General features: G+C 61.0%; 16 protein-coding genes and 1 pseudogene. 11 read left to right on the forward strand and 6 right to left on the reverse strand.

Annotated features, from left to right (window positions below):
* The first annotated feature begins 165 nt into the window (after positions 1 to 165).
* Positions 166 to 609 (forward strand): response regulator, encoded by a 444-nt coding sequence (locus tag AWM79_RS00515; RefSeq protein WP_060781897.1) that lies wholly within the window; start codon positions 166 to 168, stop codon positions 607 to 609.
* Between the two features lie 148 nt (positions 610 to 757).
* Here AWM79_RS00515 and AWM79_RS00520 read toward each other — a convergent pair whose 3' ends face one another.
* On the reverse strand, positions 758 to 2,935 hold the full coding sequence (locus tag AWM79_RS00520; protein WP_060781898.1) for a malate synthase G: 2,178 nt from the start codon (positions 2,933 to 2,935) through the stop codon (positions 758 to 760).
* Between the two features lie 636 nt (positions 2,936 to 3,571).
* On the opposite strand from AWM79_RS00520, the gene AWM79_RS00525 reads away from it, so the two are divergent.
* On the forward strand, positions 3,572 to 4,093 hold the full coding sequence (locus AWM79_RS00525) for a glycine cleavage system transcriptional repressor (RefSeq protein ID WP_017129976.1): 522 nt from the start codon (positions 3,572 to 3,574) through the stop codon (positions 4,091 to 4,093).
* 216 nt (positions 4,094 to 4,309) lie between these two features.
* On the opposite strand, the gene rarD is transcribed toward AWM79_RS00525, so the two are convergent.
* The 5 genes and pseudogenes from rarD to AWM79_RS00545 all read right to left on the reverse strand — a co-directional run bounded on the left by rarD (position 4,310) and on the right by AWM79_RS00545 (position 9,757).
* The gene (rarD, locus tag AWM79_RS00530) at positions 4,310 to 5,197 is read right to left on the reverse strand and encodes an EamA family transporter RarD (protein ID WP_060781899.1); all 888 of its coding nucleotides are present in this window, start codon (positions 5,195 to 5,197) and stop codon (positions 4,310 to 4,312) included.
* 125 nt (positions 5,198 to 5,322) lie between these two features.
* Positions 5,323 to 6,297, reverse strand: a complete 975-nt coding sequence (locus tag AWM79_RS00535) for a serine/threonine protein kinase (RefSeq protein ID WP_060781900.1) — start codon at positions 6,295 to 6,297, stop codon at positions 5,323 to 5,325.
* Between the two features lie 127 nt (positions 6,298 to 6,424).
* On the reverse strand, positions 6,425 to 8,326 hold the full coding sequence (locus AWM79_RS00540; protein WP_060781901.1) for a PhoX family protein: 1,902 nt from the start codon (positions 8,324 to 8,326) through the stop codon (positions 6,425 to 6,427).
* A 527-nt stretch (positions 8,327 to 8,853) separates the two neighbouring features.
* Positions 8,854 to 8,955 (reverse strand): annotated as a pseudogene (locus AWM79_RS24770) (TOBE domain-containing protein); the annotation flags it as partial.
* Between the two features lie 64 nt (positions 8,956 to 9,019).
* Positions 9,020 to 9,757 carry a ComF family protein gene (locus AWM79_RS00545; protein WP_060781902.1) on the reverse strand — a complete coding sequence of 246 codons (738 nt, stop codon included), beginning with the start codon at positions 9,755 to 9,757 and terminating at the stop codon, positions 9,020 to 9,022.
* A 93-nt stretch (positions 9,758 to 9,850) separates the two neighbouring features.
* On the opposite strand from AWM79_RS00545, the gene bioB reads away from it, so the two are divergent.
* From bioB to AWM79_RS00590, 9 genes are all read left to right on the forward strand, one after another.
* A complete protein-coding gene (gene bioB / locus AWM79_RS00550) occupies positions 9,851 to 10,906 on the forward strand; it encodes a biotin synthase BioB (RefSeq protein ID WP_060781903.1) in 1,056 nt (351 codons plus the stop codon).
* A 5-nt stretch (positions 10,907 to 10,911) separates the two neighbouring features.
* Positions 10,912 to 12,102 carry an 8-amino-7-oxononanoate synthase gene (gene bioF / locus AWM79_RS00555; RefSeq protein ID WP_060783921.1) on the forward strand — a complete coding sequence of 397 codons (1,191 nt, stop codon included), beginning with the start codon at positions 10,912 to 10,914 and terminating at the stop codon, positions 12,100 to 12,102.
* Entirely contained in the window at positions 12,095 to 12,826 is a 732-nt protein-coding gene (locus AWM79_RS00560) for an alpha/beta fold hydrolase (RefSeq protein WP_060781904.1), read from the forward strand. The genes bioF and AWM79_RS00560 overlap by 8 nt, the downstream gene beginning before the upstream one ends.
* Positions 12,819 to 13,631, forward strand: coding sequence for a malonyl-ACP O-methyltransferase BioC (gene bioC / locus AWM79_RS00565; RefSeq protein ID WP_060781905.1), 813 nt, complete (start codon positions 12,819 to 12,821; stop codon positions 13,629 to 13,631). Before AWM79_RS00560 ends, bioC begins: the two co-directional genes overlap by 8 nt.
* Complete coding sequence (bioD, locus tag AWM79_RS00570) at positions 13,628 to 14,308, forward strand: dethiobiotin synthase (protein WP_060781906.1); 681 nt, start codon at positions 13,628 to 13,630, stop codon at positions 14,306 to 14,308. The genes bioC and bioD overlap by 4 nt, the downstream gene beginning before the upstream one ends.
* 107 nt (positions 14,309 to 14,415) lie before the next feature.
* Positions 14,416 to 14,709, forward strand: a complete 294-nt coding sequence (locus AWM79_RS00575; RefSeq protein ID WP_060781907.1) for a hypothetical protein — start codon at positions 14,416 to 14,418, stop codon at positions 14,707 to 14,709.
* Between the two features lie 406 nt (positions 14,710 to 15,115).
* Entirely contained in the window at positions 15,116 to 16,921 is a 1,806-nt protein-coding gene (locus tag AWM79_RS00580) for a phenylacyl-CoA dehydrogenase (protein WP_060781908.1), read from the forward strand.
* 336 nt (positions 16,922 to 17,257) lie between these two features.
* Complete coding sequence (locus tag AWM79_RS00585) at positions 17,258 to 18,553, forward strand: GGDEF domain-containing protein (protein WP_060781909.1); 1,296 nt, start codon at positions 17,258 to 17,260, stop codon at positions 18,551 to 18,553.
* 157 nt (positions 18,554 to 18,710) lie between these two features.
* The gene (locus AWM79_RS00590) at positions 18,711 to 20,489 is read left to right on the forward strand and encodes an acyl-CoA dehydrogenase C-terminal domain-containing protein (RefSeq protein ID WP_017129806.1); all 1,779 of its coding nucleotides are present in this window, start codon (positions 18,711 to 18,713) and stop codon (positions 20,487 to 20,489) included.
* The last annotated feature ends 85 nt before the right edge of the window (positions 20,490 to 20,574 follow it).

Consider the following 20,574-nt stretch of genomic DNA (forward strand, 5'->3'; position numbering starts at 1 on the left):
CGTACAGATTCTTCGGGTCGAGAAATAATCTACAGTTAACTCATCGAGTTCTTAATGAAGAGCTTCTTGGAAAACTTTCCGACGAAGTGCACATTGAGTCGCCGTTTAGCAGTGTCTGACCACAGTGCCAGGGAATTGGATAGCTAAGGGAAGCTAGAGAACCGTATGCCCGAACACGATATTTTGAGCGATGCCGAGCGTGAAGCATTACTTCAGGTGATGCAGACGCCGCAATTGCCGACCCAATGCGTGCTGATCGTCGATGACGACCGGGACGCCCGTGAGTTGTTGTCGGAAATTTTTATGCTAAATGGCATTCACTGCCTGACCGCCGCCAGCGGCTGCGTGGCGCTCCAACTGCTGGAGGCGGATCGCTCCATCGGCTTGCTGATCACTGATCTGCGCATGGCCGACGATGGCCTGGACCTGATTCGCAAAATCCGCAGTTCGGAGCGGGCGGCGCTGCCGATCATCATCGTGTCCGGTCATGCCGGGGTGTGCGATGCCATTGATGCCATGCACTTGAGCGTGGTGGATTTCCTGCTCAAGCCGATCGATGTCGAGCATCTGTTGGCATTGGCCAGGCGCGAACTGGGCTTGCTGGCCTAGTGGCCTGAGTCGCTGTTCCTCGCCATGGACGGGTGGTATCCGACTTGAACTACTGAACCAACCGTACAGGCCACTAGGCCTTGGGGCGAGATGCCCGAAATGAAAAAGCCCTGATCGTTAAGGATCAGGGCTGTTGCGTTTCTTGAGATTACAGGCCGTTACGGGCCTTGAACTCGCGGCGGCGACGGTGCAGCACCGGCTCGGTGTAGCCGTTTGGCTGCGTGGTTCCTTCGAGCACCAGCTCGACCGCCGCCTGGAAGGCGATGTTGCTGTCGAAGTCCGGAGCCAGGGGGCGGTACAGGACGTCGCCAGCATTCTGCCGGTCAACCACCGGCGCCATGCGCTTGAAGCTTTCCAGCACTTGCTCCTTGGTAACAATGCCGTGGCGCAGCCAGTTGGCGATGTGCTGGCTGGAAATGCGCAGGGTCGCACGGTCTTCCATCAGCCCGATGTCGTTGATGTCCGGCACTTTCGAACAGCCGATGCCCTGGTCGATCCAGCGCACCACATAGCCGAGGATACCCTGGGCGTTGTTGTCCAGTTCGTTGCGGATCTCTTCGCTCGACCAGTCGGTATGGCTCGCCAGCGGAATTGCCAGGATATCGTCCACCGAAGCCTGCGCACGCTGGGCCAGTTCGGCCTGGCGGGCGAACACGTCGATCCGGTGGTAATGCAGTGCATGCAGCACGGCGGCGGTCGGCGACGGGACCCAGGCGGTGTTGGCACCGGCCAGCGGATGGGCGATTTTTTGTTCGAGCATCGCCGCCATCAGGTCGGGCATGGCCCACATACCCTTGCCGATCTGGGCGCGACCTTGCAGGCCGGTGCTCAGGCCGATATCGACGTTCCAGTTTTCATAGGCGCCGATCCATTTTTGCGTCTTCATGGCGGCCTTGCGCACCATCGCCCCGGCTTCCATGGAGGTATGGATCTCGTCGCCGGTACGATCGAGGAAGCCGGTGTTGATAAACACCACACGCTCGCTGGCCGCCTTGATGCAGGCCTTCAGGTTGACGGTGGTGCGCCGTTCCTCGTCCATGATCCCGACTTTCAGCGTATTGCTCGGCAGGTTCAGCACCTCTTCGATGCGTGCGAACAGCTCATTGGTGAACGCCGCTTCTTGCGGCCCGTGCATCTTCGGTTTGACGATGTAGACCGAGCCGGTGCGGCTGTTCTTGCGCAGGTTGTTGCCGTTGAGGCTATGCATCGCCGCGAGGCTGGTGAGCAGGCCGTCGAGGATGCCTTCGGGAACTTCGTTGCCATCTTGGTCGAGAATCGCATCGATGGTCATCAGGTGACCGACATTGCGCACGAACAGCAACGAGCGGCCAGGCAGGCTCAGTTCACTGCCGTCGAGGGCGGTGTAGCGGCGGTCGGCGTTCATGGTGCGGGTGAAGGTGGTGCCGCCCTTGGCGACGTCTTCCGCCAGGTCGCCTTTCATCAGGCCGAGCCAGTTACGATAGATCAGCACCTTGTCATCGGCGTCGACGGCGGCGACCGAGTCTTCGCAGTCCATGATGGTGGTCAAGGCCGCTTCCATCAGCAGGTCTTTCACCCCAGCGGGGTCGGTCTGGCCGACCGGGCTGTCGGCGTCGATCTGGATCTCGACGTGCAGGCCGTTGTTCTTCAGCAGGATGGCGGTGGGGGCCACTGCATCGCCCTGGAAACCGACCAGTTGGGCATCGTCGCGCAGGCCACTGTTGCTGCCGCCCCTGAGGGCGACCACCAGCTTGCGCTCGACGATCTTGTAGCCGATGGCGTCGACATGGGAGCCGGCCGCCAGTGGCGCGGCTTCATCGAGAAAGGCACGGGCGAAGGCGATCACTTTGTCGCCACGGACTTTGTTGTAGCCCTTGCTCTTTTCCGCGCCGCCGGCTTCGCTGATGACGTCGGTGCCGTACAGGGCGTCATACAGCGAACCCCAGCGGGCGTTCGAGGCGTTAAGGGCGAAACGCGCGTTCATCACCGGGACCACCAGTTGCGGGCCGGCGGTGCGGGCGATCTCGTCGTCGACATGCTGGGTCGTGGCCTGGAAATCCTCTGCTTCTGGTAGCAAGTAGCCAATGTCTTGCAGGAAAGCTTTGTAAGCCACGGCATCGTGAGCCTGACCGCTTCTGGACTGGTGCCAGGCATCGATGCGGGCCTGGAGATCATCGCGTTTGGCGAGTAGGGCTCGGTTCTTCGGCGCCAGCTCGTGGATAACCTTGTCGACACCGGCCCAGAACTGCTCGGCGGTCAGGCCGGTACCGGGAATGGCTTCGTTGTTCACGAAGTCGAACAGGACTCTGGCGACTCGAAGGCCACCGACTTGAACGTGTTCAGTCATTGCTTGCCTCACTCTGCTCAGCTATTCAGCTCTTGTGTTTTAACGCCTGGCGTGGTTTCACAGACACTCGGGCAGACATCCATTCAACATTATGTAGTGCTCGCCGAGGCATACTACATGATGGTTCGTGGTTGTGAAAATCAGACTAAATGCGTCGTTTTGCGACCAATGGGTTCTATCCGGTCACGCAAAAGCCGGTGGCGTTTTTGAGAAAGGGAGGATGTCATACCGAGCCTAATCCTTGTCCCAGGCGGTTATAAACGAGGCGCCACCTAACAGCAAAGCAAGCGTAACGATTGATGCATCAAATGACTGCTGCGGACCAATACCACCCTCAACAGCTGCAATAAGGCTTACGGTGATGTCGCCGAGGTAATCGGCATTGCTGAGGCTCGATAGGGCTTGCTGCTTTTTTTCAGCTTCAAGGGCTAAACGCTATAAGAACCAAGGATCCTTAAAAATAGGGACGATCTGATATGCCTGTATGACTTCACAATGGTTTGCCCATGAAGTCAGCCACTCCGCGCCGCTTTGGGGTTTCCCATCCGTACCTCAAGTGATTCCAAACCTGCAAAACCCCACGGGTGGAGTGCCCCTTGCCTATACTGGGTCGACCCATGACCGGAGGGCTATCCCGTGGATCACCTCGTACTGACTGTATTCGCACCCGATAAGGCCGGCCAGGTCGAACAGATTGCGCTGTGCATCGCCGAACACGGTGGCAACTGGCTGGAAAGCCGGATGTCGGGCCTGGCCGGGCAGTTTGTCGGTATTGTCCGGGTCGAGGCGCCAGCCCAGGCCCATGATGAACTGATCCTGGCGCTGCAATCACTTGCCAGCCAAGGTATTCATATCCAGGTTATTCCCGATGGCGGCGAAGCGCCCGGCCAGTGGAAAGCCATTGCGATGGAGCTGGTGGGCAATGATCGTCCGGGCATCGTGCGCGATATCACCCGCTTGTTGACTGAGCAGGGGGTCAACCTGGAGCAACTGGTGACCGACGTAAGCCCCGCGCCCATGAGTGGCGACCTGCTGTTCCATGCCGAGGCGATCCTGGCGGTGCCGTTTGAGCAGACGCTGGAAGCCTTGCAGTCGTGCCTGGAAACCCTGGCCGATGAGCTGATGGTGGAGTTGGTGTTGCGCGGCGAAGAAGACTGAGGCGGGTTATCCAGTGTTAACGGGGACGGGCCTGTGGATAACCTGGGGAGACACGGCGCCCGGCCAGGCGGGTCGTGGCTTGCGCAGATGTGAGCAAAAAACGAACAGTTTCAAGGGCTTGTGCACAAACGGCGTGGACCGGCCTGTGGATAAGCTTGGGATGGAAGCCTGCAGCCATTGTCGGGTGTGGCTTGCAGGCTTTTGTACGTTTTCTGATCAGCTACGTTTGCGCAGGTTGAGCCAGATATCCACACTGTAAATCGCCAGGCCCGCCCAAATGAACATGAACGCGACCAAAGTGCTTGGCGATAGGTGCTCGTCGAAAAGCCAGACTGCCTCCAGCAGCACCAGGGTCGGTGCCAGGTACTGGAGGAAGCCGAGGGTGGTGTAGGGCAGATGGCGCGCAGCGGCGTTGAAGCTCACCAGCGGAACCAGGGTGATCGGGCCGACAGCCACCAGCCACCACGCTTGGGAGCTGCTCCAGAAGTCGGTTTGCGCGGTGTCGGCCATTGGATGGAGGAGCAGCCAGCCGAGGGCAATCGGCGCCAGCATCCAGGTTTCCACCACCAGGCCCGGTAACGCCTTGACCGGTGCCTGCTTGCGAATCAGGCCGTAGAAACCGAAGGTCAACGCCAGCACCAGCGAGACCCACGGCAGGCTGCCGACCTGCCAGATTTGTTGTGCCACGCCCACGGCGGCCAGGCCGACCGCGATCCATTGCAGGCGGCGCAGGCGTTCACCCAACAGCAACAGGCCCAGCAACACATTGATTAACGGGTTGATGTAGTAACCGAGGCTGGCTTCGAGCATCCGTCCGGTGTTCACCGCCCAGACATAGGTCAACCAGTTGGCGGCGATCAGCGTGCCGCTCAGCGCCAGGATCGCCAGGCGACGCGGGTTTTCCCGCAGCTCGCGCCACCAGCCAGGGTGTTTCCAGACGGCCAGCAGCAAGGCGCCGAACAGCGCGGACCAGAGCACACGGTGGATGATGATTTCCACGGACGGCACGGTGGCGATGGCTTTGAAGTAGATCGGGAGCAGCCCCCAGATGATGTAGGCGGTGAGGCCCAGAATGTATCCGCGAGTCGGGTTGACGGCTTGCATGCAGAGTCCTTTAGAGGCCGACTAAAGAGCCAGTGTAAAGTAAGCGACCGGTCGTTCCCACGCCCCGCTGGACGCTGCCGTGACACCGCGCATCGACAGGGAGCATGGGGACGATCCGTGGGGCATCAGAATAGTTTCAGCGGTTCTTCATTCAGGGCCGCGAGTTGTTCGCGCAAGGCCAGCACCTGGTCGCCCCAGTAACGCTCGCTGCCGAACCAGGGGAAGCTATGGGGAAACGCCGGATCGTCCCAGCGCCGTGCCAACCAGGCGCTGTAGTGCATCAGGCGCAAGGCGCGCAGGGGCTCGATCAGGGCCAGTTCGCGAGGATTGAAGTCGTGGAACTCGCTGTAGCCATCCATCAGTTCCGATAACTGGCCGAGGCATTCCTGGCGGTCGCCGGCCAGCATCATCCACAGATCCTGGACGGCTGGGCCCATGCGACAGTCATCGAGGTCGACAATATGGAACACCTCGTCGCGGCACATCATGTTGCCAGGGTGACAGTCGCCGTGCATGCGGATGTTCTGGTGCGGGGTTTCCTTATAAACCTGTTCCACGCGCTTGAGCAGGTCGCGGGCCACCGACTCATAGGCTGGTAGCAGGCTGCGCGGGATGAAGTTGCCTTCGAGCAGGGTGGTCAGTGAGTCGTGGCCGAAATTCTTCACCCCGAGGACTTCGCGGTGCTCGAACGGGTGAGTGGCTCCGACGGCGTGCAGGCGCCCCAGCAGTTGGCCGAGGCGATAGAGTTGGTCGAGATTGCCCGGTTCCGGCGCCCGTCCGCCGCGTCGGGGAAACAGGGTGAAGCGAAAACCGGCGTGTTCGAACAGGCTCTCGCCGTTATGCAGCAAGGGCGCGACCACCGGGACTTCGCAGTCGGCCAGTTCGAAGGTGAAGCGGTGTTCCTCAAGGATGGCTTCGTTGGTCCAGCGCTGGGGTCGATAGAATTTGGCGATCAGGGGCTCGCCATCTTCGATGCCCACTTGGTAGACGCGGTTTTCGTAGCTGTTGAGCGCGAGCACGCGGGCGTCGCTGAGAAAGCCAATGCTTTCCACGGCGTCGAGCACCAGGTCGGGGGTAAGTGTTTCAAACGGGTGGGACATACTGGCTCCTGCGCGCGGCAGGCTGCCGCGTCCGGCCAAGCATGTTAGCGCACCGGGGCCAAGAAAGGTGATGGACTCATGTGGCGAAGCCGCTCGCCACAAGGTCGCCATTTTTGGCTCTGGTCGATCAGGCGCCGATGATTGCGCCGTCCTCTCGCCGGATGGCCATCACCGATGAGCGCGGCTTGCCGCCGGGCCGATGTTCGGGGAAGGTCGAGCCGCCGTTTTCACCCGGATGCTGGATGCCGACGAACAGGGTCTTCTGGTCCGGGGCAAAGCTGATGCCGGTGACCTCGCAACCCACCGGCCCGACCATGAAGCGACGAATCTCGCCGGTCACCGGGTCGGCACAGAGCATCTGGTTGTTGCCCATGCCGGCGAAATCGGCGGCATTGCTGTAGTCGCCGTCCGTGAGGATCCACAGCCGCCCGGCCTTGTCGAAGCCCAGGCCATCCGGGCTGTTGAACATGTTCTGCGGGGTGATGTTCGACGAGCCGCCCTTGGCGGTGCCGACATGCACTTGCGGGTTGCCGGCGATTACGAACAGGTCCCAGTCGAAGTGCAGGGCGCCATGATCGTTACCCGCGGCCTGCCAGCGCAAAATCTGTCCGTAGGCGTTTTTCTCCCTGGGGTTGGGGCCGCCCACTGGCTGGCCGTCTTCGCCGCGCTTGACGTTGTTGGTCAGAGTGCAATAGACCCGGCCATCGATGGGACTGACAACGATCCACTCCGGACGATCCATGCGCGTCGCCTTGACCGCGCTGGCGGCCAGTCGGGCGTGAATCAGCACTTCGGCCTGGCTGGCAAAACCGCTGCTGGCATCGATGCCGTTGGTGCCGAAAGTCAATTCGACCCATTCGCCCGCGCCCTTGGGGTGGTCCGGGTTGCCGTCGCCATTGTCGAAACGGGCGACATACAAAGTGCCGTGATCCAGCAGTTCGCGGTTGGCCTTGGGGTTCTTGTGATTGATCTTGTCGTGGCTGATGAATTTGTAGATGAACTCGCCGCGCTCATCATCACCCATGTAGACCACCGCACGGCCATCACGGGTTTCGGCCAGGGCGGCATTTTCGTGCTTGAAGCGGCCAAGGGCAGTGCGTTTGACCGGGGTGGACTGTGGGTCGAACGGATCGATTTCCACCACCCAACCATGACGGTTCAGTTCGTTGGGGTTCAGGGCCATGTCGAAGCGCGGGTCGTGCAGATGCCAGTTGATTTCCTTGCTGGTGGCCACGACGCCATAGCGCTTTTGCCCGGCATCGAAAATCTGTTCGGCGTTGCTACTGCCGAAACAGTCGGTGAAGTTCTCTTCACAGGTCAGGTAGGTGCCCCATGGCGTCTGGCCGTTGGCACAGTTCTGGAAAGTACCGAGGACTTTGCGCCCCTGTTTGTCGGCCTGGGTCTGCAACCAGGGGTGACCAGCCGCCGGGCCGCCGAACTTGATGGGCGTGTTGCCGTGGATACGTCGATTGTAAGGGGAGCCCTGGACGAACTGCCACTGCTCGCCCTGGCGTCGCACCTCGATCACCGAGACGCCTTCGCTGGCTTGGGCCTTGCGCACCTCTTCGAGGGATTTCGGCTGGCCGCCGTGGGGGTAGAGATAGCGGTAGTTGGTGTATTCGTTGTTGATCGCCATCAGCGCGCGGTTGTCGTCGCCGGGGAAGGGGAACAGGCTCATGCCGTCATTGTTGTCGCCGAACTGGGTTTCCTGGGCCGTGGCGCTGCCATTGCCGCTCGGGTCGAAGGCCGGGCCGTTTTTCTCCAGGGGCTGACCCCAACTGATTAACACCGAGGCGGTATAGCCGGGCGGCAGGGTCAGGCTGTCGCTGGTGGCGGCGGCAATCCCGGCGAAGCCCAGCAGATTGCCGGAGGCGGCGCTGACGCTGGCGGCCATCACGCTGCGGGTGAGCAGGTTGCCGCCGAGAAACATCGCCGCGCCGCACAGGGCACCGGCACTGATAAAGCCGCGACGGCTGAGGCCGACCATCTGTTCGAGATCGGTGAGTTGGTTTTCTTCTAGTTGTTTCATCATCAGGCTCCCTGCGGTTAAGCGACCACCTTAGTGAGGGTGGATGACGAATTTGTTGCAGAAGAAAGCCGCAAGTGTTGCCCGATCGATCACCGGCAAACCGACATCGGCGCAATGTCTGCAGTTTTCTGCAAGAGCCGGCTGCCGACCATCGCCTCACAACGGCGTACCGAGCGGCCATCCCGATCTCAGTAGGCCCGCTTTGGTCCTCCTGGGTTTCCTCGGCAAGACTGCCTGGGTAATTGTGTCAAGGTGTTGCCGAGACCTGCGGGGCGATCAATTTCAGCCCACCGAATAAGATTTGATTGCCCGTACTGCAAAAAAGGTAAATGAACGTGCGTGAGGCTAAAAGCCTGTCGCGTGATTGAAAACGCCCGACTCGATAATCAAGCTCCCGTCTTACAGGTTTTTCGGATTGGTCCTGTGTATTCCTACGTTCATCGTGCCTTGGCATTCCTGGGACTTTCCCAATCGGGTCGATGCATGGGTTTTTATGTCAGCCGTGCTGATGGGGGGCAGCTTGTTTATGCCGCACGGGTAATCGAACCCTGCTCGGCGATATGTTGCAGCAGCGCGATGCGCTGCTGGCGACGGACGATATGTTGGGTCAGCAAGACGGGCAGGAGCATGCGGCGAACTTCGGGCGGCAAAGTAGTTGGCAAGGTGCCTCTCCAGGTCGATGGCGTCAAGTCGCTAGCGGTTGTGCGGGGCGGGGGTGCGCGCCAGGCAATAGACATCGACACGCCGGGCCCCAGCCTTGAGCAGCAGGCGGGCGAGGCTTTCGGCGGTTGCTCCGGTAGTCAGCACGTCATCGACCAAGGCCAAGTGCAGGCCGTCGACGCGTGCGCCGGGTGTCAGCGCAAAGGCGTTCAGCAGGTTGCGGCGGCGCGCCCTGGCGTCCAGGTCCTGCTGCGCCACGGTGTCTTGGGTACGCAGCAAGCGGTGTTCATCCGTAGCGATTTTCAGGCTTCGACCCAGCCAGTTCATCAGCATGGCGGCCTGGTTGAAGCCGCGTTGACGCTGACGTTTTAGCGCCAGGGGCACCGGCAGCAGCAAGTCCGGGCGGGACAAGCCGTTGTTGAAACGCTCGCGCAGTGCCTCAGCCAATAGCTCGGCGAGCAAACGCCCCAGTGGCCATTGACTCTGGTGCTTGAAGCGGGTGATCAGGCTATCCAGCGGAAAGTGGTAGGACCACGGGGCAATCACCTGTTCGAAGCTGGGCGGTCGCTTCAGGCAATGGCCGCAGGTCAAGCCGGCCATCGGCAAGGGCAAGGCGCAGGTCTGGCAGTACGCCAGCAGCCAGGGCAGCTCGCTTTCACAGGGTGTGCAAAGTGGATAGGTGCTGTCGGCGGGCTCATCGCATAACAAACAGGTTTGTTTGTTTTTTAACCAGATGTAAACCTGCATTTTGTTCCGTGGTTGACAGTCCATGTCTGTTCCTTAAATATGCCGAGTATCCGTGTCGCGGCGTTGAGTGTTGCTTACCTCGGCCGCTTGCCCAGCATAAAACAAGGAATCCCGCCGATGAGCGCCAGCATCACTGCCACTTTGCGTCACGATTGGTCTTTGGCCGAGGTCAAGGCGCTGTTCGTTCAGCCGTTCAACGACTTGCTGTTCCAGGCTCAGACCGTGCATCGTGCGCACTTCGATGCCAATCGCGTGCAAGTGTCGACCCTGCTGTCGATCAAGACGGGCGCTTGCCCGGAAGACTGCAAATACTGTCCGCAGTCCGGCCACTACAACACCGGGTTGGAAAAAGAAAAACTGCTGGAAGTGCAGAAGGTGCTGGAGGAGGCCGCTCGGGCCAAGGCCATCGGTTCGACCCGCTTCTGCATGGGCGCGGCGTGGAAGCATCCGTCGGCCAAGGACATGCCTTACGTGCTGCAGATGGTCAAGGGCGTGAAGGCCATGGGCCTGGAAACCTGCATGACCCTGGGCCGCCTCGATCAAGAGCAGAGCGCCGCGCTGGCTGAAGCTGGCTTGGACTACTACAACCACAACCTCGACACCTCGCCGGAGTTCTACACCAGCATCATTACCACGCGCACCTACAGCGAGCGTTTGCAGACCCTGGCTTATGTGCGTGATGCCGGCATGAAGATCTGTTCCGGCGGCATCCTGGGCATGGGCGAGTCCCTCGACGACCGCGCCGGGCTGTTGATTCAACTGGCCAACCTGCCGGAGCATCCAGAGTCGGTGCCGATCAATATGCTGGTGAAGGTCGCCGGTACGCCGCTGGAGAACGCCGATGATGTCGATCCGTTCGACTTCATCCGTATGCTGGCGGTGGCGCGGATCCTGATGCCTAAATCCCATGTGCGCCTGTCGGCGGGTCGTGAGGCAATGAACGAGCAGATGCAGGCCCTGGCGTTCCTGGCTGGCGCGAACTCGATTTTCTACGGCGACAAGCTGCTGACCACCGCCAACCCGCAAGCCGACAAGGACATGCAGTTGTTCGCGCGCCTGGGTATCCAGCCGGAGGCCCGTGAAGAACACGCGGACGAAGTGCATCAGGCGGCCATCGAACAGGCGCTGGTGGAGCACAAGAGCAGTGAGCAGTTCTATAACGCTGCTGTTTGATCCATATGTCCTTCGATCTCTCGGCACGCCTGGCCGCCCGTCGCGCCGAAAACCTCTATCGTCAGCGACCACTGCTCGAAAGTCCCCAGGGGCCGGAAGTGGTCGTCGATGGTCAGCGGCTGCTGGCTTTTTGCAACAACGATTACCTGGGCCTGGCCAATCATCCGCAGGTGATCGAAGCTTGGCAAGCCGGCGCGGCGCGTTGGGGCGTAGGCGGTGGCGCGTCGCATCTGGTGATCGGCCACAGCGGCCCGCACCATGCGTTGGAAGAAGCGCTCGCCGATTTCACCAGGCGGCCCCGTGCGCTGTTGTTCACCACCGGCTACATGGCCAACCTCGGTGCGGTCACGGCCTTGGTGGGGCAGGGTGACACGGTGCTGGAAGACCGTCTCAACCATGCCTCGCTGCTGGATGCCGGACTGCTCTCGGGCGCGCGTTTCAATCGTTATTTGCACAATGATGTTGAGAGTCTCGCCCAACGCCTGCAAAAAACCACCGGCAATACCCTGGTAGTCACCGACGGGGTGTTCAGCATGGACGGCGACCTGGCCGAGCTGCCGGCCCTGGCCCGCGAAGCCCGGTCCCGGGGCGCTTGGCTGATGGTCGATGACGCTCACGGTTTCGGCCCGCTGGGGGCCAACGGTGGCGGGATCGTCGAGCACTTCGGCTTGAGCCAGGAGGACGTGCCGGTATTGGTCGGCACCTTGGGCAAGGCTTTCGGCACGGCGGGGGCGTTTGTCGCCGGTAGCGAAGAGCTGATCGAGAGCCTGATCCAGTTCGCTCGACCCTATATCTACACCACCAGCCAGCCACCGGCGCTGGCCTGCGCGACCCTGAAAAGCCTGGAACTGCTGCGTACCGAGCACTGGCGCCGGGCGCATCTGAAGACGTTGATCGGTCAGTTTCGCGCGGGTGCGCGGCAGATCGGCCTGGCGTTGATGGACAGCTTTACGCCGATCCAGCCGATCTTGATCGGCGATGCCGGGCGGGCGCTACGTTTCTCGCAGAGGCTGCGTGAGCGCGGGTTGCTGGTCACGGCGATTCGTCCGCCGACCGTGCCCGCCGGCAGTGCGCGTTTGCGGGTGACCTTGTCCGCCGCCCACAGTGAGGCGCAAGTGCAGCTATTGTTAGAAGGCTTGGCGGAATGTTCCAGGTTGCTTGGCCCCCATGAGCCGTTGGAGCCAGACCATGCGTGATCAGTTGATTCTGTTGCCCGGTTGGGGCCTCGGTATTTCACCGCTGGAGCCGCTGGCGGCCGCCTTGCGCGGGCTGGACGAGCACCTGCGGGTGACAATCGAGCCGCTGCCGGACCTGGATTCCAACGAGCTGGCACAGTGGATCGAGGAACTGGATGCGAGCTTGCCGGAGAATACCTGGCTGGGGGGGTGGTCGCTGGGTGGGATGCTTGCCTCGGCGCTGGCGGCGCGCCGTGGCGATCGTTGCTGCGGCTTGCTGACATTGGCGAGCAACCCGTGTTTCGTCGTGCGTGACGGCTGGCCCAGCGCGATGGCCAACGAAACGTTCGATCAATTCCTGGCGGGCTGTCGCGAGCAGCCGCAGGCCACCCTCAAGCGCTTCAGCCTGCTATGTGCCCAGGGCGGCGCGGACCCGCGCGGACAATCGCGGCTGTTGTCGAGTGGTGCGCCGAACACCGCTGCTTCGGTCTTGTTGAACGGCCTGGAAGTGTTGGCGCAATTGGATACGCGTGAGGCTCTGCAAGCCTATCGTGGGCCGCAGTTGCATCTGTTCGCCGGGCTCGATGGTCTGGTTCCAGCCGAGGCCGCGGGCGAGTTGCTGGCGCTGTTGCCGGATGTTGAAGTCGGTCTGATCGAACAGGCCGGTCACGCTTTTCTTTTGGAAAACCCCCACGGAGTGGCCGGGGCTATCCAGGCTTTTTTGCATGAGTCCGGTGATGACTGATCTTGCTCATCCGCCGTTGCCGGGCGGCTTGCCCGACAAGCGTCAGGTCGCGGCTTCGTTTTCCCGTGCGGCGGCCAGTTACGACAGCGTTGCCCAATTGCAGCGCGATGTGGGCCATGAGCTATTGCTGCGCTTGCCGCCGTCACTGAGCCCGTCGCGCTGGCTCGATGTCGGTTGCGGTACGGGTTATTTCACTCGCGTACTGGGCGCTCGCTTCGGCGAAGACCGAGGGCTGGCGCTGGATATTGCCGTGGGCATGCTCGCGCACGCCCGGCCCTTGGGTGGCGCCCGACATTTTATCGCCGGAGATGCGGAGCGGTTGCCACTGCAGGCGCAAAGTTGCGCACTGGTGTTTTCCAGCCTGGCGGTGCAATGGTGCGCGGATTTTGCGGCGGTGCTCGATGAAGCCCAGCGGGTCCTGCAGCCGGGCGGCGTGCTGGCCTTTGCCAGTTTGTGTGTCGGCACTTTGCATGAGTTGCGCGAAAGCTGGGGGACCGTGGACGGCATGGTCCACGTCAATCGCTTCCGAGCGTTCGCCGACTATGAGCGGCTGTGCGTGGCCAGTGGCCTACAGGTACTGAGCCTGGAAAGCCAGCCGCGAGTGCTGTATTACCCGGATGTGCGCAGCCTGACTCATGAGCTCAAGGCGCTGGGGGCGCATAACCTCAATCCCGGTCGGCCAGGAGGACTGACGGGCCGCGAGCGGATTCTCGGGCTGACGCAGGCTTACGAACAATTGCGTCAGACCGCGGGTTTACCGGCGACCTATCAAGTGGTCTATGCGGTGCTGGAGAAACCGCTATGAATGCGGCCTATTTCATTACCGGCACGGACACCGATGTCGGCAAGACCACCATCGCCGCCGGCTTGTTGCACGCTGCGCGGGCAGCGGGGTTGAGCACGGCGGCGGGCAAACCGGTGGCTTCCGGTTGCGAGGTGACGCCCAAGGGCTTGCGCAACGCCGATGCTCTAGCGTTGCTGGCCGAATGTTCCGTGGCGCTTTCCTACGCCGAGGTCAATCCGCTGGCATTCGAGCCGGCCATTGCCCCGCATCTGGCGGCGCGCGAGGCGGGTGTGGGGTTGACCGTGCAATCGTTGCTGGTGCCGATGCGGGCGGTACTGGCGAAAAACGCCGACTTCACCGTGATCGAAGGCGCGGGTGGCTGGCGAGTGCCCTTGGCGGGCCAGGCCAGCCTATCGGACCTGGCCCAGGGCCTGGGGTTGCCGGTGATCCTGGTGGTCGGGGTGCGTCTTGGCTGTATTAGCCATGCCTTGCTCACCGCCGAAGCGATTGCCCGTGACGGCCTGCAACTGGCCGGTTGGGTGGCCAATATCATCGACCCCAAGACCTCTCGTTTGGAAGAAAACCTCGCGACGTTGGCCGAACGGTTGCCGGCCCCCTGCCTGGGACGCGTGCCAAAACTCAAGGGGGCGACGGCCAAGGCGGTGGCGGCGCATTTGCAACTGGACTTGCTCGACTAGCTTTTGGCTATCGACAGGCATTGTGCCATTAGTGTTTTTGACGGGTATTTTTCTGACCGGTCTGCTTCAATAAGCATTGTCGCTTCTTCGTAGAGTCGAGTTCGTCCATGGAAATCTCAGGAAATACCGCCTTTTATGCCGGTTTGAGCACGATTCAGTCTGGGCAAAACCGTGTCGACCGAGCCGCGAGCGAGATCGCCAATACTACTGTCGAGCGCTCGCTCAAGAGTCAGTCTTCCGATGTCCAGGTCGAGCGCCTGTTGTCGGTGGATCGCAGCCGGCAGGATTTGTCGAGCACTCTGGTCGACCTGTCCCGAGGCAAGCTCCAGGTCGAGCTGGGGGCTAAGGTCGAGAAGGCCGCGGACCAGGCGCTGGGCACATTGATCGACACTTACGCCTGACCCTTCCACGTTCCTCGCCCATCGTTCTACACCAGTCCCATAAGCCGGCAACTCCCCGGCGCTCATCGACCATCAGCATGGCGGATGAGTCCCAGGCTCATGATGGCCATACCCATCTCGTGACTGTTCATAAAAAATTAACGTAGCGGCGGCAAGCCTTTAGGCAATGAGTCGCGCAGAGCGTCCCGCGCATGTCGGTGGGCGACTACTCTTAACCTGTCGTCAGCCGTTGTCCTCTAGGACGCAGGCCTTTTCCTCAATGCCTGTCCCTTATGTATGAGGAATGGCTGATGGTCGAGGCTTGACAAGATTTCAGCGCAAACGTATGTTTCAAACAATCGTTTGACCGACGTGACAAATGGACGCGGTCGCTTATTCCAGGTTTCATCAGCAGAGGTTTATCGCTATGCCTGATTACAAGGCCCCCTTGCGTGATATTCGCTTCGTTCGTAACGAGCTGCTCGGCTACGAAGCGCACTATCAGAGCCTGCCGGCCTGCCAGGACGCTACCCCGGACATGGTTGACGCGATCCTTGAGGAAGGCGCCAAGTTTTGTGAACAGGTCCTGGCTCCGCTGAACCGCGTGGGTGATACCGAAGGCTGCACCTGGAGCGAGGCGGGTGTGAAGACGCCCAGCGGTTTCAAGGAAGCCTACCAGCAGTTCGTCGAAGGCGGCTGGCCAAGCCTGGCCCATGACGTCGAGCACGGCGGCCAGGGTCTGCCCGAGTCGCTGGGCCTGGCGATCAGCGAAATGGTCGGCGAAGCCAACTGGTCGTGGGGTATGTACCCCGGCCTGTCCCATGGCGCGATGAACACCATCTCCGAGCACGGCACGCCCGAACAGCAAGAGGCCTACCTGACCAAGCTGGTGTCCGGCGAGTGGACCGGCACCATGTGCCTGACCGAACCACACTGCGGCACCGACCTGGGCATGCTGCGCACCAAGGCCGAACCTCAGGCTGATGGTTCCTATAGGGTCAGCGGCACCAAGATCTTTATCTCGGCGGGTGAACACGACATGGCCGACAACATCGTCCATATCGTCCTGGCCCGCCTGCCGGATGCACCGGCGGGCACCAAGGGTATTTCGCTGTTCATCGTACCCAAGTTCCTGGCGAACGCCGATGGCTCGGTCGGTGCGCGCAACGCCGTGTCCTGTGGTTCCATCGAACACAAGATGGGTATCCACGGCAACGCCACCTGCGTGATGAACTTCGACGCGGCCAGCGGTTTCCTGATCGGCCCGCCGAACAAGGGCCTGAACTGCATGTTCACGTTCATGAACACCGCTCGTCTGGGCACCGCGCTGCAAGGCTTGGCCCACGCCGAGATCGGTTTCCAAGGTGGCCTGAAGTACGCTCGCGAGCGCCTGCAGATGCGTTCCCTGACCGGTCCGAAAGCGCCGGACAAGGCCGCCGACCCGATTATCGTACACCCCGACGTGCGGCGCATGCTGCTGACCATGAAAGCTTTCGCCGAAGGTAACCGGGCGATGGTCTACTTCACTGCCAAGCAGGTGGATATCGTCAAGTACGGTCAGGACCAAGAAGAGAAGAAGAAGGCTGACGCCCTGTTGGCGTTCATGACCCCAATCGCCAAGGCGTTCATGACTGAAGTCGGCTTCGAAGCCGCCAACCACGGCGTGCAGATCTACGGCGGCCACGGCTTTATTGCCGAATGGGGCATGGAGCAGAACGTTCGCGACAGCCGTATTTCGATGCTGTACGAAGGCACCACCGGTATTCAGGCCCTCGACCTGCTGGGTCGCAAGGTGCTGATGACCCAGGGCGAAGCCCTGAAGAGCTTCACCAAGATTGTCCACAAGTTCTGCCAGGCCAATGAAGGCAACAGCGCCGTCATCGAGTTTGTTGTGCCGCTGGCCGCGTTGAACAAGGAGTGGGGCGAGCTGACCATGAAAGTGGGCATGGCGGCGATGAAGGACCGCGAAGAAGTCGGTGCCGCCTCGGTGGACTACCTGATGTACTCCGGTTATGCCTGCCTGGCCTACTTCTGGGCGGACATGGCGCGTGTGGCTGCCGAGAAACTGGCCGTCGGCACCACCGAAGAGGCGTTCTACACCGCCAAGCTGCAGACGACGCGCTTCTACTTCCAGCGCATCCTGCCGCGTACCCGTACTCACGTTGCAGCCATGCTGTCGGGGGCCAACAACCTGATGGACATGAAGGAAGAGCACTTCAGCCTGGGCTACTGATTACTGCCTGGCTGACTGCTGCAAAGCCGCTTCGCCTCCGGGTGAGGCGGCTTTTTTATGCGTGGCTTTTCAACATCGCGACGGGTTGTGGCGATAAATATTCCTGCGCGAACATTAGGCTCTGTAGGAAATGTATTTGTGCTCGCCCATGCGGCGTTGAAAGCCGGCTTGCCTGGCCCGGTCTTTGCTCAAAAACATTTCGTACAGATCCTAAGAAGAACTTGCCGGCTGCCGTTAAAGAGAAAGCATTGCTGATCCTTGTCACATTCCTTGTGCTTTACTCGGACAAATAGAGGCACAATGCCATCTGTTGATTCAGCCGGTCGGAGCTTTACCTTGCCGCGTCCTTGCGCTGTACATTTCAATCATTTCCTACCGTCTTTACTGTTGTTGCTTGCGGGGCTGGCGGCCGCCTACGTCAAGGACCTCAGCGTGTTCTTCACCTCGCTGTTCAATGTGCTGCCGACCTTGGTGCTGCTGCTGGGGGGGGCCTATTGCGCGGTCTATCGGCGCCAGCGTGAACTGTTCCTGATGGTCACGGTTTACATCGGTTATTTCCTGCTCGATACCCAGACCGATTACTACCGCGACCACGGTAAGGTGCGCGAAGACGCGGCGGTGATCTTCCACCTGTGCTGCCTGTTGCTGCCCCTGCTGTTTGGTGTGTTCGCCGCCTGGCGGGAGCGCACGCACCTATTCCAGGACATGGTGGCACGCTTTGCCGTCCTGCTGGCGGTCGGTAGCATCGCGTTGGGGCTGGAGCAGAGTTATCCGGACGCTTTGCTCGGCTGGCTGGCGCAGATTCGCTGGCCGGCGTTGCATGGTAGCTGGATGAGCCTGATCCAGTTGGCCTACCCGGTGTTCATCGTCTCCTTCCTGCTGTTGTCTATCCAGTACTGGCGCCATCCGGGGCCGCTGCACGCGGCCCAGTTGGTCGGCCTGCTTGGGTTATTTTGGATGTTGCCCAAGACGTTTATCTTGCCCTTCACCCTGAACATCATGTGCAGTCAGGTGATGCTGATGATCGCCGCGGCGGTGGTCCATGAGGCTTATCAGATGGCGTTTCGCGATGAGCTGACCGGCCTGCCGGGACGCCGCGCGCTCAACGAGCGGATGCAGCGCCTGGGGCGCAACTATGTGCTGGCAATGACCGACGTCGACCACTTCAAGAAATTCAACGACACCCATGGTCATGACGTGGGGGACCAGGTGCTGCGCCTGGTAGCGAGCAAGCTGGCGAAAGTCAGCGGCGGTGGGCGCGCCTACCGTTATGGTGGCGAGGAATTCGCGGTGGTATTCGCCGGTAAGACCCTGGAAGAATGCCTGCCGCACCTGGAGGTGATTCGCGAGGTCATCGCCCACTACAACATCCATCTGCGCAACCCGGACAGCCGCCCTCGGGACGACCAGCAAGGTCGCCAGCGGCGTGCGGGCAGTGCGGCGACCAGTGTCTCGGTGACAGTCAGTATCGGTGTCGCCGAGCGCCAGCAGGACCAGCGCACGGCGGAACAGGTGCTTAAGTCCGCCGACCAGGCGCTTTATGCCGCCAAGGGCGCTGGCCGCAACTGTGTAATGTCCGCCGGGCAGGCCTCGCGCCGTGGCGCGGTGCGCACGGGCGAGGCGCTAGGCTGAGTGACGGCGGGGCATGATCTCAAGATATGCATGTGACCAAAAATAACAAAAAAGTCACGCATTGACCCTATGTGTCGCAAAAGTTGTTCGGGTACACTCAAACCTTCGGAAATCGGCCCGTGCGGGCCTTGTCGTTTTAGATCTTGCGAGGTTTGCCATGGCTGACTACAAAGCGCCCTTGCGCGATATGCGCTTCGTTCTCAATGAAGTTTTCGAGGTCGCCAATCTCTGGGCCCAACTACCGGCCCTGGCCGAGACCGTGGACGCAGAAACCGTCGAGGCGATTCTTGAGGAAGCCGGCAAGGTTGCCACCAAGAGTATTGCGCCACTGAGCCGCAGTGGCGACGAAGAAGGCTGCCGCTGGGACAATGGCGTAGTCACCACGCCCGCCGGTTTCGCCCAGGCCTACCAGACCTATGCCGAAGGTGGCTGGGTCGGCGTCGGCGGTGACCCGGCCTTCGGTGGCATGGGGATGCCCAAGGCGGTCTCGGCCCAGGTCGAGGAAATGATCAACTCCTCCAGCCTCGCCTTCGGCCTCTACCCGATGCTCACAGCCGGGGCCTGCGTATCGATCAACACCCATGCCAGCGAAGCACTGAAGCAGACTTATCTGCCGAACCTGTACGCGGGTGTCTGGGCCGGGTCGATGTGCCTGACCGAGCCCCATGCCGGCACCGACCTGGGGATCATCCGCACCAAGGCCGAACCGCAGGCTGACCGTTCGTACAAGATCAGCGGCACCAAGATCTTCATCACGGGCGGCGAGCACGACCTGACCGAAAACATCATTCACCTGGTTCTGGCCAAGCTCCCGGATGCACCGCCCGGCCCGAAAGGTATCTCGCTGTTCCTGGTGCCCAAGTTCCTGGTCAATGCCGATGGCAGCCTCGGCGCCCGCAACCCGGCGAACTGCGGCTCCATCGAGCACAAGATGGGTATCCAGGCCTCCGCTACCTGTGTGATGAACTTCGACGAAGCCGTGGGTTATCTGATTGGCGAACCGAACAAGGGTCTGGCGGCGATGTTCACCATGATGAACTACGAACGCTTGGGCGTCGGTATCCAGGGCCTGGCTTCGGGGGAGCGGTCTTACCAGAACGCTATCGAGTATGCCCGCGACCGCCTGCAAAGCCGTTCGCCGACCGGGCCCAAGGCCCCGGATAAAGTGGCCGACCCGATCATCGTTCATCCTGATGTACGGCGCATGTTGTTGACCATGAAGGCGATAAACGAAGGCGGTCGGGCATTCTCCACCTATGTGGCGATGCAACTGGACACCGCCAAGTTCAGCGAAGACGCCGCGAGCCGCCAGCGTGCCGATGAACGGGTGGCCCTGCTGACGCCAGTGGCCAAGGCGTTCCTGACCGACCTGGGCCTGGAAACCACGGTGCATGGGCAGCAGATCTTCGGCGGTCATGGCTATATCCGCGAGTGGGGCCAGGAGCAACTGGTGCGTGATGTGCGCATCACCCAAATCTACGAAGGCACCAACGGTATCCAGGCGCTGGACCTGGTCGGGCGCAAGATCGTCGGTAACGGTGGCGCCTACTATCGGCTGTTCGCCGAGGAAATCCGCCATTTCATCGACACAGCGAGCGTCGACCTGAAGGAGTTCACCCAACCCCTGGCAGCAGCAGTGGATAACCTCGACGAGCTGACAGCGTGGGTAGTGGAGCGCTCCAGGATCAACCCGGATGAGATGGGTGCGGCATCAGTCGAATACCTGCAAACCTTTGGCTATACCGCCTATGCCTACATGTGGGCGCTGATGGCCAAGGCGGCATGGGGCAAGGAGACGCAGGAGACGTTCTATGCGAGTAAATTGGGCACCGCACGGTTCTATTTCGCGCGCTTGTTGCCGCGTATTCATTCGTTGACCGCGTCGGTGAAAGCAGGGAGTGCGTCGCTGTTCCTACTGGATGCCGAACAGTTCTGACACTTCGTCTTTCGTATAAGCATTTGCTTACATAACGTGCCGCCGTTTGCCCATATCGCCGGATTGGATCCAGGGCTAATCTACT

The sequence above is a fragment of the Pseudomonas agarici genome (assembly GCF_001543125.1).
GTDB classification, from domain to species: domain Bacteria; phylum Pseudomonadota; class Gammaproteobacteria; order Pseudomonadales; family Pseudomonadaceae; genus Aquipseudomonas; species Aquipseudomonas agarici.